Source organism: Streptomyces sp. NPDC005496 (assembly GCF_042872045.1).
Taxonomy (GTDB): Bacteria; Actinomycetota; Actinomycetes; order Streptomycetales; family Streptomycetaceae; genus Streptomyces.
Genome location: NZ_JBIAJQ010000010.1, coordinates 24,839 through 41,288, shown reverse-complemented (window position 1 = coordinate 41,288; position 16,450 = coordinate 24,839). Strand labels below are relative to the sequence as shown.

General features: G+C 67.6%; 15 protein-coding genes and 2 pseudogenes. 8 read left to right on the top strand and 9 right to left on the bottom strand.

Going from position 1 to position 16,450, the window contains the following annotated elements:
* Window positions 1-214 precede the first annotated feature (214 nt).
* From ACFYQQ_RS28285 to ACFYQQ_RS28275, 3 genes are read right to left on the bottom strand one after another with little or no spacing between them, the layout of a single operon-like run.
* Window positions 215-1,438, bottom strand: a complete 1,224-nt coding sequence (locus tag ACFYQQ_RS28285; RefSeq protein ID WP_355779397.1) for a beta-ketoacyl-[acyl-carrier-protein] synthase family protein — start codon at window positions 1,436-1,438, stop codon at window positions 215-217.
* Window positions 1,435-1,731, bottom strand: coding sequence for an acyl carrier protein (locus ACFYQQ_RS28280; RefSeq protein WP_355779399.1), 297 nt, complete (start codon window positions 1,729-1,731; stop codon window positions 1,435-1,437). Before ACFYQQ_RS28280 ends, ACFYQQ_RS28285 begins: the two co-directional genes overlap by 4 nt.
* Window positions 1,732-1,774: 43 nt before the next feature.
* Window positions 1,775-2,758, bottom strand: a complete 984-nt coding sequence (locus ACFYQQ_RS28275; protein WP_388905501.1) for a 3-oxoacyl-ACP synthase III family protein — start codon at window positions 2,756-2,758, stop codon at window positions 1,775-1,777.
* A 483-nt stretch (window positions 2,759-3,241) separates the two neighbouring features.
* Here ACFYQQ_RS28275 and ACFYQQ_RS28270 point away from each other — a divergent pair, with 483 nt between their 5' ends.
* Window positions 3,242-4,144 (top strand): diiron oxygenase, encoded by a 903-nt coding sequence (locus tag ACFYQQ_RS28270; protein WP_356240089.1) that lies wholly within the window; start codon window positions 3,242-3,244, stop codon window positions 4,142-4,144.
* 60 nt (window positions 4,145-4,204) lie between these two features.
* Here the strand turns inward: ACFYQQ_RS28270 and ACFYQQ_RS28265 are convergent, their stop codons facing one another.
* Entirely contained in the window at window positions 4,205-5,098 is an 894-nt protein-coding gene (locus ACFYQQ_RS28265) for an SDR family NAD(P)-dependent oxidoreductase (RefSeq protein ID WP_355782992.1), read from the bottom strand.
* Between the two features lie 241 nt (window positions 5,099-5,339).
* Here ACFYQQ_RS28265 and ACFYQQ_RS28260 point away from each other — a divergent pair, with 241 nt between their 5' ends.
* The 4 genes and pseudogenes from ACFYQQ_RS28260 to ACFYQQ_RS28245 all read left to right on the top strand — a co-directional run.
* Window positions 5,340-6,245 carry a diiron oxygenase gene (locus ACFYQQ_RS28260; RefSeq protein WP_355782995.1) on the top strand — a complete coding sequence of 302 codons (906 nt, stop codon included), beginning with the start codon at window positions 5,340-5,342 and terminating at the stop codon, window positions 6,243-6,245.
* 409 nt (window positions 6,246-6,654) lie between these two features.
* Complete coding sequence (locus tag ACFYQQ_RS28255; protein ID WP_355782998.1) at window positions 6,655-8,772, top strand: histidine kinase; 2,118 nt, start codon at window positions 6,655-6,657, stop codon at window positions 8,770-8,772.
* Window positions 8,772-9,431 (top strand): response regulator transcription factor, encoded by a 660-nt coding sequence (locus ACFYQQ_RS28250; RefSeq protein WP_355783001.1) that lies wholly within the window; start codon window positions 8,772-8,774, stop codon window positions 9,429-9,431. The genes ACFYQQ_RS28255 and ACFYQQ_RS28250 overlap by 1 nt, the downstream gene beginning before the upstream one ends.
* 448 nt (window positions 9,432-9,879) lie before the next feature.
* Window positions 9,880-10,105: pseudogene (locus ACFYQQ_RS28245) on the top strand (ArsR/SmtB family transcription factor); the annotation flags it as partial.
* Between the two features lie 8 nt (window positions 10,106-10,113).
* Here the strand turns inward: ACFYQQ_RS28245 and ACFYQQ_RS28240 are convergent.
* On the bottom strand, window positions 10,114-10,452 hold the full coding sequence (locus ACFYQQ_RS28240; RefSeq protein ID WP_355783002.1) for a helix-turn-helix domain-containing protein: 339 nt from the start codon (window positions 10,450-10,452) through the stop codon (window positions 10,114-10,116).
* A gap of 118 nt (window positions 10,453-10,570) precedes the next feature.
* On the opposite strand from ACFYQQ_RS28240, the gene ACFYQQ_RS28235 reads away from it, so the two are divergent.
* Together ACFYQQ_RS28235 and ACFYQQ_RS28230 are read left to right on the top strand one after the other, a co-directional pair.
* Window positions 10,571-11,269, top strand: coding sequence for an alpha/beta fold hydrolase (locus ACFYQQ_RS28235; RefSeq protein WP_355783005.1), 699 nt, complete (start codon window positions 10,571-10,573; stop codon window positions 11,267-11,269).
* Window positions 11,270-11,635: 366 nt separating this feature from the next.
* Entirely contained in the window at window positions 11,636-12,424 is a 789-nt protein-coding gene (locus tag ACFYQQ_RS28230) for a universal stress protein (protein ID WP_356240086.1), read from the top strand.
* A 194-nt stretch (window positions 12,425-12,618) separates the two neighbouring features.
* Here the strand turns inward: ACFYQQ_RS28230 and ACFYQQ_RS28225 are convergent, their stop codons facing one another.
* The 3 genes from ACFYQQ_RS28225 to ACFYQQ_RS28215 all read right to left on the bottom strand — a co-directional run bounded on the left by ACFYQQ_RS28225 (window position 12,619) and on the right by ACFYQQ_RS28215 (window position 14,327).
* Entirely contained in the window at window positions 12,619-12,999 is a 381-nt protein-coding gene (locus tag ACFYQQ_RS28225) for a hypothetical protein (protein ID WP_355781970.1), read from the bottom strand.
* Window positions 13,000-13,085: 86 nt separating this feature from the next.
* Window positions 13,086-13,853 (bottom strand): transposase, encoded by a 768-nt coding sequence (locus ACFYQQ_RS28220; RefSeq protein WP_355781973.1) that lies wholly within the window; start codon window positions 13,851-13,853, stop codon window positions 13,086-13,088.
* 42 nt (window positions 13,854-13,895) lie between these two features.
* On the bottom strand, window positions 13,896-14,327 hold the full coding sequence (locus ACFYQQ_RS28215) for a hypothetical protein (protein ID WP_355781977.1): 432 nt from the start codon (window positions 14,325-14,327) through the stop codon (window positions 13,896-13,898).
* A 269-nt stretch (window positions 14,328-14,596) separates the two neighbouring features.
* Between ACFYQQ_RS28215 and ACFYQQ_RS28210 the strand changes: the two are divergent.
* Window positions 14,597-15,820, top strand: a pseudogene (locus ACFYQQ_RS28210) (IS701 family transposase).
* Here ACFYQQ_RS28210 and ACFYQQ_RS28205 read toward each other — a convergent pair.
* Window positions 15,740-16,450 carry an NlpC/P60 family protein gene (locus ACFYQQ_RS28205; protein WP_388905491.1) on the bottom strand — a complete coding sequence of 237 codons (711 nt, stop codon included), beginning with the start codon at window positions 16,448-16,450 and terminating at the stop codon, window positions 15,740-15,742. The pseudogene ACFYQQ_RS28210 and the gene ACFYQQ_RS28205 overlap by 81 nt on opposite strands.

Here is a 16,450-nt window from a genome sequence, read left to right as displayed (position 1 = left end):
CAAGTCGGCGCCGCAGCGCCTCGCCGTGAACGGGGTGCGGCGGGGCTCGGGCACTCGTGTGTCTCCTGGTGGTGGGCGCCCGCCCGGCGCGCTCGGGGTTGTGCCACCGCCAGCAGGCCGAAGGGTGCGCATGGGCGTGGCTGACGCCACTCGGGCGGGAGTTGGCGCCCGTATGGGAAAGCCGGGGCTCCGGGCCTCGTCGTGGGAGCAGCGCTCAGGCCTGGCGCAGGACGAGTACGGCGTTGTGTCCGCCGAATCCGAAGGAGTTACTGATCACGGCTTCCATCCGGCAGGGGCGGGGGTGTTTGGCGACGACGTCGAGGTCGATGGCCGGGTCGGGTCGGTCGAAATTGGCGGTGGGGGGAATTGTCTGGTGCCGCAGCGTCAGGACGGCGAGCGCGGCTTCGATGGCCCCGGCGGCTCCGAGGGTGTGGCCGGTGACGCCCTTGGTTGACGTGACGGGGGGCGGATGGCCGTTGAAGAGGCGGCCGAGTGCGAGGGCTTCGATGCGGTCGTTCATCGGGGTGGCGGTGCCGTGTGCGTTGACGTGGGCGATGTCGGCGGCCTGCAGGCCCGCGTCGGCCAGTGCCGCAGTGAAGGCACGTTCGAAGCCGACGCCCTCGGGGTGGGCGGCCGCGTAGTGGTAGCCGTCGGTGGAGGTGCCGTAACCGCAGAAGTAGGCGTGCCGTGGGGCGCGGCGGGCTCGGGCGTCCTTGGCGCGTTCGAGCACGAGCATGCCGGCGCCTTCCGCAAGTACGAATCCGTCACGGTCTGCCTCGAAGGGGCGGCTGGCGCCCTGCGGGTCGTGTACGCGTGTGGACAGGGCACCTATCTGGGAGAAGGAGAGGGAGGTGAGGGGGTGGCACGGTGCCTCGACGCCGCCGGCGAGGACGATGTCGCAGCGGTCGGCCAGCAGCAGATCCCGGGCGGCGCCCAGCGCGGTTGCCCCCGAGGCGCAGGCCGTGGTCACCGCCATGCTCGGGCCGTACGCACCCAATGAGATGCAGATTTCGGCTGCGGCGGCGTTCACGGTCGAGCGGGGCACGGTCAATGGGGACAGCGTCTCGTACGCGTGGTCGGTGAACTTGCGTAGGGCCGCGACGCTGGTGTCTTTACTCTCGGTACCGACCCCGACGACGACTCCGACGCGGGCACCGTCCCAGGCAGCGGGATCGAGCCCGGCGTCGGCAACAGCCTGCCGGGCGGCGGCCAGAGCCAGGTGGACGAAGCGATCCGTGCGCCACACTTCTCGGCCGAGCAGCGCCTTGGCGTCGAAGCCGGGGACGCGGCAGCTGAGGGGGACGGGTACGTCGCCCAGATCTGGGTCGACGGCAGCCGTGGGGGCGCCGGAGCACACTCCTCGCCAGCTGCTCTCGACGTCCGTGCCGGCGGGGGTGAGGAGGCCGATGCCGGTGACGGCGATGTCGCTGCCGCTCATGCCGGGGTGACCGGGGCAGCAGCGGCCGGGCCCGGACTGTGGGTCGGTGCGGGTTCCTGGGCCTGTTCGACGGCGGTCACGGCCTCGCCGAAGGTTGCCCGCAGCGATTTCAGGGCGTCGTCGCTGCTGGGTACACGCAAACCTAGCTCGTCCTGGAGGACGCACATGAGCTCCACGACGGCTAGGGAGTCCATGCCCAGGTCTTCCAGGGTGCTGTCGGCTCGGACGGAGTCCTCGGGAATGTTGAAGTGGGTGACCAGGGCAGTCTTGATCGGTTCGTAGAGAGAGGTCATCAGTTGCTCCTCGCATCGGTGGGTTGCTTGCTTCGCGTGCGACTCACAACCGGATCACCATCAGGCCCGCGCTGCTACCCGCCGCCAGTCCGAGGAGCGCCACCAGGTCGCCCGGGGCGGCGAGTTGCCTCTCCATGGCCACGGAGAGCTGGAGCGGCAGGGACGCGGAGGCGACGTTGCCGTGGCGGGGAAGGGTGACAACCAGCTTTTCCCGCGGGATCCCCCAACCCGCCGCGCACAGGTCGTCCAGGTCGGCGAGTGACACCTGGTGCACACCGATAAAGGAGAAGTCGGCGATGTCCACGCCGAGTTCGGTGAGCAGCGGCGGCAACTGGGTCCGGCTCAAGAGGCGCAGGCTTTCGCGCATGCGCGTGCTGTCCATTTGGAAGTAGGCCGTCTCCTCGGGCGACGGTCGGCGTACGGTGCGTGTCCCGCCGTGAAGGACGGTGGCAGATTCCCAGGTGGCGGAGTCGGCGGCGAAGCGGCTCCCGAGTACGCCGCGGGCCTGTGCGGGGATTGCGGTGGTGTCTTCCTCGGCCGTGAACAGGAGAGCGGCTCCGGCGTCGGAGAAGCCGTAGGAAGGAAAGGACCGGGCGAAGGCTGCGGCGTTGGGGGTCTGCAGCCGCGTGTACAGCGAGGGGGCCTCGCCGCAGGTGATGAGCACGGTGCGGTATTGCCCGGAGGCGATGAGTCCTTGGGTGATCTCGATGGCGTTGAGTACGCTGTTGCAGGCGTTATTCACATCGAAGACAGGGCAGCTCAGGCCCAGTTTTGCGGCCACGATGTGGGACGTCGCCGGCTCCGACATGTCCTGGCTTGCCGCCGCGAAGATCATCAGTTCGATGTCGTCGGGTGCGGCGCCGCAGTCGGCCAGGAGTTTGCGCGCGGCGCTTGCCGCGAGGTCGGACGCCTGCTGATCATCGCCGATGAGGTGCACGCCTTCCACGCCTGTCAGCAGCGTCAGCAGTCCTGGGGGCGGGGTGAATCCCCCGCTGGCTGCGGTGATCTGGGCTTCCCGTTCGGCCATGGTGACCCACCGCTCGGGAAGGTGGCTAGTCACACCCGCGAGGCACGCTCTTAGGTCGCTCACCTGCGTCAAGCTAGCAACGGAGCGGGCAGCTCCGCGTATGCGGCGCCGACACGGCGGCAACCGGGGCCGAGATTCATTCAGAAGGCGGGCGGTCCATCATTGTGGCGCGGTGGTGTGCGTATATATAGGGTTAGGCGCCTTCAGCCCCGCCGGTCATCCATGTGCGGGGTTCGTGCGTGACCGTTCAACCCCGGCTGTTGCGCTCGCCGCTCCACATCCAACTCTTAACTCCCTGCTCCTGGTGCCCGGTGCGCACGCCGTGGGAGCGGCCCGGTCCGTGATGCGGAAGCGAACGGCATCTGCGGACTGGGGGACCCAGGGGCGATCACGCGGGCGCCGCCTGCACCGCGCCGGCATCGAAGAGGCTGCTGGCCTTCGTGCGGGCCAGACGGGAACCGATCCGAAGGAGCGAACCACATCATGGCCGACCGCCCCCCGCCGCGCATGCAGGACCCGGACAGGGTGGCGCAGCGCCTGCTGCGCGCCTCCGGCTCTTACGAGCCTTCGGCGACCATCGACTGGGACACCCCCGTGCTGGAGGGGAACTGGTTCTGCTGCCCCGAGCGATTGTCGCTGTACGGCACGCCGTTGTGGGACGAGATGGACCAGCAGCAGCGCATCGAGCTCTCCCGGCACGAGATGGCCAGTTTCATGAGCGCGGGTATCTGGACCGAGCTGTGTCTGATCCAGCTCCTGGCCCGGCACATGGCGTCCTCCCGGGATCTCGGGGACAGCCGCACCCACTATGCGCTGACCGAGGTGGCGGACGAGACACGGCATTCGGTGATGTTCGGCCGGATGGTCCACGCCATGGGCTGCCGCACCTACACCCCGCCGCCTGCGGTACAACGGCTGTTCACCCATGCCAGCACGCTGTACAGCGAACTCAGCATCTTCGCCCTTGCTCTGGTGATCGAGGAGGTCAACGACCAGCTGCAGCGGGAAATCGTCCGGGACGAACGCGTCCAGCCTCTTGTCCGGCAGGTCTGTCGCCTGCACGTCGTCGAAGAGGCTCGCCATGTCGGTTTCGCCCGGAGTGAGCTCCTGCATGCGGCCGCTCGATCCTCTGCGACTCGTCTCGCATTCCAGCGGGAGCTCACCGCGGTGTCCGCCTTCGTGGCACTGGGCCAGCGCATCCACCGTGACGTCTACCGTGCAGTCGGCCTCGACCCCGTCCGCGCCCGCCGGGAGGCCCGAGGCAACCCGCACTACCGCGAGACGTTGCGCTGGAGCGGTGAGAAACTCGTCGCCTTCCTGGAGGACGTGGGGATGATCGGCCCCTGGCAGCGGCACTGGTGGCGCCGGGCAGGTCTCCTACGCTGAACGCTGCGTGCGCCGCACTACCGCATCGCGACGGACGTGCCTGGGTCACCACGGCCTGGGTCACCACGGTCTGCACCAGCGGTGCGCGAGGTGCTCCAGCAACGGGTGCGCACGGGATGCCCCCAGCGCGACGCGCTTGACGTGGTCCCCAGTCCGGTAGGGCGTCAGCGCGTCGGCGGCGATCCCCACACGGGTCCGTGCTCCGACGATGTACCGGGCCCGGGGGCAGTCGGCGTCCAGTGCCCGCTGGACGGCGTGAGCCATCGGTTCCGGGGACGGCAGCTTCACCGCTGCCCGCAGCGGCCCCTCGGCGGCCCGGTACAGCGTGGCGAAGGGGGAGCGCTCGTGCACCGCCAGCCTCTGCAGACCGTCGGCGGCTCTCTCCCAGATGCCGGTCGCGTATCCGCCGCCCTCGATGACGACGACGTGCACTCCGCCGGGTCCCGTCTCCATCCGCAGCGCGTCGTTGAGGACTCGCAGGGCGGTCTTGCTCGCGCAGTACCAGCCCATGGCGGGAGCGGTGACGTGTCCGCCGAGTGAGGAGATGTTGACGATGCGCCCCTCCCCCCGGCGCCGCATCACCGGCAGGACTAGCCGCGCGAGACGGGCGGGAGCCAGTAGGTTGACCTCCAGGAGGTGGCGGGCGGCGTCGTCACCGATGTCTTCCACCGCCCCGGCCAGCGGGATGCCGGCATTGTTCACCAGGGCCCACGGACCACCGTCGCTCCGTTCGGCGACCTGCTCGAACGCATCCCGGCAGGAAGAGGGATCCGTCACGTCCAGAAGGACGCAGCTCAGCGGCACTTCGCGCTCCGCCGCCGTAGCACGCAGTTTTTCGGCCTTCTCCGCGCTGCGTGCGGTGGCGAACACGTCGTAGCCCGCTGCGGCAAGCCGCAATGCGGTTGCCCGTCCCACTCCGCTCGTCGCGCCGGTGACCATGACGGTGCGCCCCATAGGCGGGCCTCCCCAACATCTTCGTCTGCTTCGTGCTGCATGGTTGTGCGGCACTCACTGTGCCGAACATTCGAGGGCGTGCTCGGTAACGGACCGGCGCGTCGGCGTGCGGGGGACACTTCGGCGACGCAACTCCCTCGCCGCCGTGGATCCCCCACTCGCAGATCCGTCGGCCGTAGATTCCAAGTCCCGCACAGCCTCGCCGCCCCGGCCGAGCGGGCCGCTGAAGGAGTGACACGTCATGACCCACCAGCCCCTGCCGCAGCCCCAGACTCCCGAGGCTCTGGCGCGGCGCTTGCTGCGCAGCGCTGCCTCCCACTCGTACGACCCCATGGTGGACATCGACTGGGAGGCACCTTTGCAGGAGGGGGCATGGTTCTGCGTGCCCGAGCGTCTGTCGCTGTACGGCACGCCGCTGTGGGAGCAGATGGACGAGCGGCAGCGGATCGAGTTGTCGCGGCACGAGTTCGCCAGTCTCGCCGGAGTTGGGGGCTGGCTGGAGTTGTGCCTGATCCAGATGCTGGCGCGGTACCTCGCGTCGCGTGATCTCAAGGACCCGCGAACGCACTACGCCCTGAACGAGATCGGGGACGAGACCCGGCACGTGACGATGTTCGGGCTGCTGCACCGGAAGCTTGACTGTCCTGACTACGGGCCGCCCGCCTACCTTCGCCATGTGTTCGCGGTGGGCAGCATGGCCTTTCAGGACCTCACCACGTTCGCGCTCACGCTCGTGACCGAGGAAGTCCTGGACCGGTTCCAGCGGGAGATCGCGCGTGACGAACGCGTACAGCCTCTGATCCGCAGGATCTGCCACATCCATGTCGTCGAGGAGGCCCGCCACGTGAGCTTCGCCCGCACCGAGCTGCGCAGCGCGGTGGCACAGGCCTCGGTGTCCCGCCGCGCTTTCCACCGCCAGCTGACCGCTCTGGCCGCTTCTTTGGACGTGCCGTGTCTGCTGGACCCGGGCATCTACCGCGCGGTCGGTCTCGATCCCGTCGAGGCTCGACGGCAGGCACGCAGCAACCCCCACTACCGGCAGACGCTGCTGTGGAGCGGGGAGAAGCTGATCGCGTTCTTGACGGAAGTCGGCATGATCGGCCGGGCCCAGCGGCTCCTGTGGAGGCGATCCGGGCTGATGCAGTGAGCCAGCCCGCGAATGGCGTCGCGAGCCGTGTCGATCACACACCCCTAGGCAAAGTCGTGTCCGGCGAATCGTATGACTGCCCTTGCTTGGCTTGTCGGTATCCCCACAGGGCGCGGAATCGGATACGTGCCACCGGATGCCCTCCCTGCCATTCGCCTGTCTGGGACGCCAGACCCCGGCTTCATCAAAAGCGTACTGAAATCGAAGATCGCCAGGACTGTGCCTAGAGCATGGGCAATCGACCCGTACGCCGAAGAGCTCCACTGGGCCCCCGTACGCCCCATGGCGCGCCCTGCCCGATGAGCCAGCACGCAGCAATCCTGTCGTAGCCAGTCCCGGACGCCCGGGAAGCGACTCCCTTGTTGACGGGATCACCGCCCGCCGAAAGTGCTCACACTGGAGGTGAGCCATGAACAAGCTTGCGGGGAACGAAGAGGCACGCCCGAGTCCGAGCGCGATGCCCCTGCTGGCGAACCTGGCGCAGAAACGAACCGCCTGGATCCTGTGGATCGCCACGCTGGTCGTGGCGGCGCTGGCCGTGGTTTTCGCAGCCCTGTCCCGGGCGGCACCTCGTCCCGAATGGCACCCATGGGCACTCGCCATGGTGGAGCCCGTGGTGCTCATTGCCTACGCCTGCCCAGGGTTAGTGGTGGCCAGACACAGACCGCAGAGCCCTACCGGATGGCTTCTTTTGTCCTCTGGGTTCGGAGCAGTCCTTGACTTGCTGGGGCATGCCTACGGGCTCTTCGCGATTCCCCGGAGCTTGCCGGGGGGCGTCTTCGCAGCGTGGGTGTCGAACTGGGCCTTCGCGTTCTACCTCTTCCCGGTCTATTTCCTGTTGCTGCTCTTCCCTAACGGGCGGTTGCCGTCCGCCCGCTGGCGGATTCCCGCCGCGATCGTGGGCGCGTGTTGGGTCTGGGCCCTGCTGTTCTCAGCTTTCGTTCCCGGCCCGATTGATCGTGGCTACTTCCCAACTGTGCGCAACCCGGTCGGCATCTCGGTACTGGCGTTCGGTGGCCCGAATGAAGGTCTGCTGTCGTTCACAGTTGTCGCGTGTCCCTTTCTGCTGGCGGCTGCTTCGCTGCTCCGACGCTTTGGTGACAGTGGCGGGGTGGCGCGCCAGCAGATCAAGTGGATGGCGTTTGCGGTACTGGTGGACGTGATCATGGTGATGGGACTGACCGTGGCCTGGAACAAGGACGCGATGGGATCGATCGCAATCGATCTGGCCAGCGTTGTCCTGAGTGCGGCCATCGCCATTGCGATCGTGCGCCACAACCTGTTCGACATCGATCGCATCCTGAGCCGGTCACTCCTCTATGCGGGCCTGACGGGCGTCGTGGTCGGCCTCTACATCGGATCCGTGAGTGTCTTCGGGCTTGTGCTGCAGCACTCTGCCTCTGGAGTGGCTCCGCTGCTGGCGACCGGCGTTGTGGCCGTTGCGCTACAGCCCCTGCGTGACGTGCTGCAGCGACTCGTCGGCCGACTCGTGTACGGACTGCGGGATGACCCATATGCGGCATTGACCGGGCTCGGCCGACGGTTGGAAGCGACCACCGATCCGAAAAAGGTGCTGCCAGAGGCCGCAGCGACGGTGGCGCAGGCGCTGCGCCTGCCGTACGTGGCCATCGAACTCGACGACGCCACCGCGCCTGACGCAGGCAGTGCGCGCATCGCCGCCCACGGCACCCAATCCCAGGTCGCCCTGCGATTGACGCTGGTGCACCAGGGAGAGGAGATCGGCGCTCTCGTGGTGGGGGCACGGGCGCCCAATGAGGCTTTGTCTGCCGCGGATCTGCGGTTGTTACGGGATGTTGCCCGGCACATCGCACAGGCCGCCGCTGGTGTTCGGCTGTCCCTGGCACTTCTGCGCTCCCAAGAGCGCGCCGTCGCTGGACGGGCGGAAGAGCGCCGACGCCTGGCCCGCGACCTCCATGACGGCGTTGGACCGGTCCTCACCGGCGCCACGTGGACCCTTCAAGCTGCTACCGCCCAGCTGCGTACCAATCCCGACGCCACCTGTGACCTGCTGAAAACCGCTCTGGTCCACATCCGGCAAGGCGCCCAGGACCTGCGCCGCATCTCCATGGGACTGCGCTCCCCGGTCGACCAGCTCGGACTGAGCGAAGCCGTCCTGGCCTACACCGACCGCGTATCGCTGGCCGTACACACAGATCTGCCGCAGCAGATTCCCCGGCTTGCCGCAGCAGTTGAAGAAGCCGCGTACTGGATCCTGGTCGAGGCGGTGGCAAATGTGCTGCGGCACGCGGAGGCCGCCAACTGCTGGGTATCCCTTGCCGTGGGCGACGACGCACTCCAGATGACGGTCGCCGACGACGGACAGGGCCTTCCTGCCCGGATGCGTCCCGGGGTGGGGGTGGTGTCCATGCGCGAGCGTGCCGCCGAGATCGGGGGCAGCTGCGAGATACAACCACGGAACGGCGGCGGTACCGAGGTCGTCGTGCGCCTGCCCGTCACGCTGCCAGGCGCAGACACCAGCCTCGCCGAAGCAAGCAGGAGCATGTGATGGAGCAGGGCATCCGCGTCGTGATTGCCGACGACCACCCCTTCACCCGCTACGGCCTGCGCGTATTACTTGAGTCAGACCCCGGCATCACCGTGGTCGCCGAAGCGTGCAACGGCCGCGAGGCGATCAGTCGCGTCCTTGAGTTCCACCCCGATGTCGTCGTCATGGACGTGCGGATGCCCAACGGCGACGGGCTGTGGGCCACCCAGGAGATCCAGCGCGCCCGGCCCGGCACGAAAGTCCTGGTGCACTCGGAACACGAGACCGACCCCAACGTGATGGCCGCCATGCGCGCCGGCGCTTCCGGCTTCCTTCTCAAAGCCGGAGAGGACGTCACACAGCTCACTCGCGCCGTGCGCGATGTAGCAGCCGGAGCCTGGATCTTCCACCTGTCCGACACCGCCCGCATGCGCCCCTGGTTCGACCAACTGCGCACCGCCCGTCGCGACAACGCCTTCCCCCAACTCACCACCCGGGAAAGAGAAATCCTCAACGTCATCGCCCTCCCCAGACAAACCACCCGCACCGCAGCCGCTCGCCTCGGCATCAGCCACAAACGAGTCGAGAACGCCCTGACCGACATCAAAACCAAACTTGGAGCCACCGACCGCGAGGAACTCGTCGCCCTCGCCCGCTCAGCCGGCCTCGGACAACCCTGAGCAGCCACTCCCGCTGTTTCGGTAAGCCCGTCCCGTGACCGCGGGAGTCCCCCAACCCCATCCTGGACACAACGGATCCCACAAATGACGACCCGAAGTGGAAACGGGAGGGGCGGATGCACCAGAAACAGCGACAGCCCGGCGAGAACACCGTCACACGACGCAGGCGGCGTTGGGGCAGGACAACACGACTATGGGCACCGGTTATCGGGACCGTTCTCACAACAGCAGCCGCTATCTACCAAGCCTGGCACGGCCAACCATTGGGTTAACACCACGCCCTCGTCTTCGAGCAAGGCCTCACCTCGAACCCTGACTAACAGGTCCCGGTGAGGCCCACCCTCCTGCCCGTTTCCCTCAAGTTCGGCCTGCACCAACGAAACAGGGCAAGCCGGCGGCGTTCGACAGCGACGGGACCACCGAGGACGCTGTCCCGGCCGCCGTGGGTGTGCTGACCATCGCCTCCGACATCGACCCTGGCCCGCTTCGGCCGCGCCCTCGCCGAACCCATCCGCTGCCGCATCCTGCTCGCCCTGCGCAACGCGATCGCGGACCCCGCAGACCTGGCCGACCAGCTGGAGATCTCCCGCACCCGGCTGTCGAACCACCTCGCCTGCCGACGTGACTGCGGCATCGTCGTGCCCCCCGAGGGCCGCCGCGTGCGCTACGAACTCTTACTCGTTTAGCGGTTGTCGTAGACCGTGCGAGCGGCGTCGATGTGTGGCAAGTGCGCGATGCTCCATTCGAGCAGCGGCGCGGTGGCCTCGCGCAGGCTCCGGCCCATCGCGGTCAGTTCGTAGCTGACATGCGGCGGCATGACGTTGCGGACCGTGCGCGTCAGGATCCCGTCGCGTTCAAGGTCGCGCAGCGTCACAGTGAGCATCCGCTGGCTGATGCCGTCGATGGCCCGCTTGAGCTCGGTGAAGCGCAACGGCCCGTCCTTGAGCATGCGCACGATCAGCAGCGCCCATTTGTCCCCGACGATCCCGAGGACTTCACGGGCCCGGCACGGGTCCTGCACGGTTACCTCCTGAGAACCGGGGCACCGAAAAGTGCCGTATTGCCCGGGGAGCGTCGCGGGGATCACGATGTTCGCGGTTACCAAAGAGTACCGAGGCGTCAGGAGGAACTACACGACCATGGCCGCATTTCTACTGGTACACGGCGCCTGGCACAACGGGCGAAGCTGGGACCGGGTGGTCCCGCTGCTGGAGGCGGCCGGGCACCGGGTGCTCACGCCGTCGCTGACCGGCTACGGTGACAAGGCACACCTGCTGAGCCCCAAGATCGGGCTTAGCACCCACATCGACGACATCGTCGGCTTGATCGAAGCCGAGCACCTCGACGACGTCGTGCTCGTCGGGCACAGCTACGCCGGGATGGTCATCTCGGGAGTCGCCAACCGGATCCCGCAGAGGATCGCGCATCTGGTGTTTCTCGACGCGATGGTTCCCGAAGACGGCGAGACCGCTGTCGACGTCCTCCCTGTCACCAAGCAGCTCATCGACCTCGCCGTGGACGGCTGGCGGGTTCCGCCGATGCCCGAGCAGCCGCCGCCGCTTGGCTTGTTCGGCGTCACCGATCCCGGCGACCTCGCCTGGTTGCGCTCGATGCTGTCGGACCAGCCGGTACGGTGCCTGCGGGAGCCAGTCCTGCTGGACGACCCTGCCGCGCGCACGATCCCGCGCACACACATCCACTGCATCGAGGGCCAGCCGGCGGACATCACCCGGCGTCCCGTCCCGGCAGGCGAACGAGTACGCGAGCTGCCGACCGGCCACGACTGCATGATCACTATGCCCGTCGAGCTGACCGCATTGCTGCTCGAGACGGCCTAGGATCTGTCTTCAAACGGTCTTGCCCAGAGCAGGAAAGATGCGAGCGTGACTGCTCCTTCGTAGGAGGTGGCGGCCTTCTCGTATCGGGAGGCGATACCGCGGAAGCCTTTCAGTCGGTTGAAGCAGCGATCAGCGACGTTCTGGCGCCGGTAGACCTGTCGGTCAGGCCTGCAACGGGGGCCGCCCGGTCCGCTGTGAGGGACCCGGATGCACTCCAGAAGCGGTCGCGCGCAGATGCTGCCGTGGCGTTGGCCGGGTGTCGATGCTGCGCTACTAGGTTCCGTCTCCGTGACGATGCCGCTTCGCCGGTCTCTGGAGACGTCCGTGCAACCTTCAGCCCCTACCGAAACGGCGCCGGGGGATGCCATGCAATTGCCCGTCCTTGCCGGAGTCGACGGAACGCCCGCCAGCCTGCTCGCGGCCGGGTGGGCGGCCGGCGAGGCACGCCGCCTCAGGGCTCCGCTGGTACTGCTGCACGGCTACGAGGCACTGGCCGGAACGCCGCGGCTGCTCCTGGGCGACCCCGGGCTGGAACACCGTGCTGCCATGGGCTGCTCACCGACGCGCAGGCGTGGGTGCGGAAGGGACGCGCAGATGATCGTCCTTGGCTCACGCAGGCCGGGGCCAGTGAGCGGTTTCTTCCTTGGGTTGATCGGGCTGCGCGTCTTGAGCCGCGCCGAGTGCCCCGTCGTGCTGATCCGTAGTGACAGCGCAGCCCGTCCGCAGGAACAGGAGGTGGTGGCAGGCGTTCCTGAAGAGGAGGACCAGGCGCAGACACTGCTGGCCTTCGCCTTCCAGGCCGCGGCCACGCGCGGCGTCGCCCTGCGCGCCGTACGGGCCTGGAAGCTGCCCGCCCTGTTCACCTATGAACCAGGCCTGGCGCAGCATGCGGCCGAGAACAACGAACTGGAGCAGGCCCATCGTCGGGAACTGGCCGCTGTTCTGCAGCCGTGGCGCAAGCGCCATCCCGAGGTGGAAGTGATCGAGCACGTGGAAGTAGGGCCGGCGGCGGAGGTGTTGGTGGCCTTGGCCGCTTCAGCGCAGCTTCTGGTGGTCGGCCGCAGCAGCAAACCCGGCAGACGCTATGTCGGTCACGTCGCCCACGCGACGCTCCACTTCGCAGATGCCCCCATCGCCCTCGTGCCCACCCGGTGACGGCCTGAGTACGGAACCATCGTGGCGTTCGGCCAAAGCGCCTGAGCCTGAAGAACTGGCTGGCCCAGCCCCGCCACCTCGGCCACCGTCCAGGCCGTCGCCGGACTGCTGTCTCACTCGAGACTGCGGTCGGCAACAACGCTTGGGAGATCGCCCCATCCATGTCCAGCCAGTGCACCCAACTGTCTGACCGGTTACGCGACACGCTCTAGGTGGGCGGCAGCCTCCACTGCGTATTGGCGCAGGACCCATGGAATGCGGAAGTGGGCGGTGGACGCTTGCGGGTCGTCCGCTGCGGGCTCGATGATTCCCGTGCTGAGGAGGTGCATCAAGTCTGCGGGGACCTCTGAGCCCTCCCAGCAGACCCTGGCCCGGTCACCGCAATCCAGTGAGGCGTCACAGCTGAGTCTGACCAAAGCCTGCTGCTCAGCGTCCGTGAAGTCCTGCCATTGGCTGGCCAGCGAAGTCCTCAACGACAGCCCGCTGCCCTCGAAGTCACGAAGAAGAAGCGTTTCTTTATTAAGGGAGTCGAGGAAACCCGGACGCTGAAAATCGGGGATCATCGAGAGCTTCATGCCTAGTATCTGTGCTGCTAAGGCTTGTCCCGTAATTGATCTTGGGATGGGTTCGGGGCGAGGCCGTCCGGGTTCGGCCCATTCGCCTATCCGGCGAGGGCAAGGTTGTGCAGGCGGGCAATGCCACTCATGGCGTGATGGACGCCGTCTCCCCTAAGACGGCAGTCACGCAGGATCTTCCAGGTCTTCATGCGGGCGAAGACGTGCTCGACGCGGGCCCGGACTTGCTTGTGGGACTTGTTGTGAGCCTGCTTCCAGTCGGGCAGGTCCTCGCCTTTGCGGCGCCGGTGGGGCATCACGAGTCCGGTGCCCGGGTAGCCCCCGTCGGCGATCGTCATGGTGGTGCCGATGGCGGCCTTGGCACCGGATTCCTCCCATGCCTTGCAGTCATTACGGTTGCCGGGCAGGGGCCGGCCGACCAGGACGACGAGCCGGGTGTCGGCGTCGATGACGACCTGGTGATTGGACGAGTACCGGTGATTCTTGGACTGTTCGGCCACTGTGTGGTCCCGGGTGGGCACCAGGGTGCCGTCCACGATGAGTACGGTGTCCTTGCGGAACCGCTTGCGGGGCGGGAGCGCGAGCATCGGGCCGAGGTGGTCGATGATGCGGTCTGCCGCCGACTTCGAGACCCCGAACAGCGGGGCAAGCTGGCGCATCGTCAAGTTCGTGCGCCAGTACACCGCGATCAACAACGCTCGGTCCTCCAGCGGAAGACCCCACGGTCGCCCCTTACGGATCGCGTCAGCTCCGTCGCGCCGCAGCGCGGTCACCAACCTGGCGAACTGGCGCGGGCTCAGCCCGGTGAACGGGCCTATCCAAGACGGCTCTGACGCCGTGATCACACCAGCCACATCATGATCATTCCACCCCGCCCCGACCGGGCGGACGAGCTGTCAGACCTCGGGGATGAAGGGCGGCTCGATACCCATCGCAGCGACACCCTCACGTACGGCACGGTCGAACTGCTTGATCTCCGCCACGAGAACATCCCAAGCGACGGGCGAGGTCCAGAAGTCGGGCGTGAAGCCGGAGCCAACCCGCCAGCCCTCGTTGGACCCCACGATGCGAATCAGTCCCGCGTCCGCCTGCATCGAGTCGAGCTCGAAACCCGCCTGACCGGCGGCCGGGCTCTGGAGCCAGAGCGCCAGGTGGTACGCCAGCTCGGCCACGGGGAACGCCTCCTCGGACCACACCAGCTTCCGCTCTTCCCAAATGGACAGCTCTGCCTCGATGTCGAGGAGAAGCACCTCCAGGGGAGCCTCGCGCGGGGTGAGACCGCGCCGCGGCAGATCCGACAGTCCAAAGTTCCGGCAGACGAACCGCACCGCTCGGCCTCCATGAAATCCGAGGCCCACTACACGTCCAGGCCACCCAAATACGGACAACCGTACCAAGTCATGCCAGCCGCCCCACTGGGCGCACCATTTGCGGGACAGCCCTTAGTACTCCAGCAGCGGTTCGCTATCTGGCCTGGTCAGAGGCATCGTCGGGAGTGTAGTTGGTCGTTGGCATGTCAGGGGCGGTCTTTCCGGACCGCCCCTCCAACGAATGACATCGAGAGCTGTCTGCGCGGTGATGAGGGCAGCCTTCCCGCGTGATCGACGACCTTGCCGACGCGACCTGGGACCGTGAACTCGACGACCTCTTCCTGCGCATCGGCCACCGTTTCGGCCGGGCCGACCTGCGGCGGCGCATGCGTGACTACGTCCGCGCCCTGCTCGGCCCAGTCGGCCGCAAAAACGGCTGGCAACTTGCCGAACACGCAGGCCACCGCACCCCCGACGGTCTGCAACGGCTACTGAACGGAGCCACCTGGAACGTCGACGACGTCCGCGACGACCTGCAGACATACGTCGCCGAATAACTCGGCGAGGCCGACGGAGTCCTCATCCTCGACGACACCGGCTTCATCAAAAAGGGCACCACCTCCGCGGGCGTGCAGCGCCAGTACTCCGGCACCGCCGGCCGCACCGAGAACTGCCAGATCGGCGTCTTCGCCGCCTACGCCACCACCCGCGCACGCGCCCTGGTGGACCGCGAGTTGTACCTGCCCAAGTCCTGGACGGACGACCGCGACCGCTGCCGCGCCGCCAAAATTCCTGATGAGAGGGGCTTCGCCACCAAACCAGAACTGGCCAGGGCCATGGTGCTGCGCGCACTCGCCTCCCCGCTGCCGATCGCCTGGGTGACCGCGGATGCCGCCTACGGCCAGGACTGGCGTTTTCGCCGGATGCTGGAAGAAGCCGCGGTCGGCTACGTGCTTGCCGTCCCGAAGTCCCAGCCGGTGCCCCGCTTCGGCCGGATCGACTACCTCTTCGGTCAGGCTCCGGATGAGGCATGGGAGCCACGTTCGTGCGGCGACGGCGCCAAGGGCCCGCGCGTCTATGACTGGGCGGCCGTCCAGCTCCCGGTGATCGAGGACTTCGACGGTGAGCGGCCCACCCATCACCGCTGGGCACTGGCCCGGCGCAGCATCACCAGACCCGATCAGATCGCCTACTACTTCGCATACGCGCCGGTGGGCACCGACATCGACCGGCTCGTGCGCGTTGCCGGACGCCGCTGGGCGATCGAGGAATGCTTCCAGACCGCGAAGAACGAGTGCGGCCTGGACCAGTACGAAGTCCGCCGCCACGTCGGCTGGATGAGGCACATCACCCTGGCCATGCTCGCGCATGCCTTTCTCGCGGCTACGGCGGCAAAGGGGGATGCAGGAACGGTTCCACCATGGTTTCGCTCACCGTGGCAGAAGTCCGCCGGCTCCTGGCAACTGGCCCCGCACACCGGCCCCGCCCGCCACTTCGCGTCCATGCGCTGAGATGGTCGCGATGGCGGCGAAGGCGTCAGGCCGTGGCCCGGCACTGTCCCTACCGACGGCGATGTCATTCGTTGGAGGGGCGGTCCGGAAAGACCGCCCCTGACATGCCAACGGCCAACTACACTCCCGACGATGCCTCTGACCAGGCCAGATAGCGAACCGCTGCTGGAGTACTAGGCCTCGGGGCAGCGGTGGCGCATCGTGGTTGTGGTAGGCGTTGCCGCGGCAGGGGTCTGGGCTGATGACGTCGCCTTGGCGGAGGCGGACTCCGCCAAGTTCGGCGAGGACGATAGTGCGGGTGCGGCGGCAGTCGAGGCCGTGGATGTCGAGGGCGAGGTGGAGGTGTTCCTCGGCGGCGTAGAGGTCGCCGAGGCGGGAGAGGATCATGCCGGACTCGCGGGACCAACGCGTAGAAGACGCGATCACCGGGCCGTAGCTGGGCGGTGCCTGCTGATGCCGGGATACGCAGACCCCTACGCCTGCCTGGGCGGCCGCGGTGCGGGGCAGACGGACTCCCGCGCGGGCGAAGGCGTACGTCGTCAGCCCCGGACAGTCGAAGCCCCTGATGTTAACGCCGGACTTGCCGCTGGGGGAGACAGTCCCGGTCCGTTCCCTTCGGTGGTGTTCCAC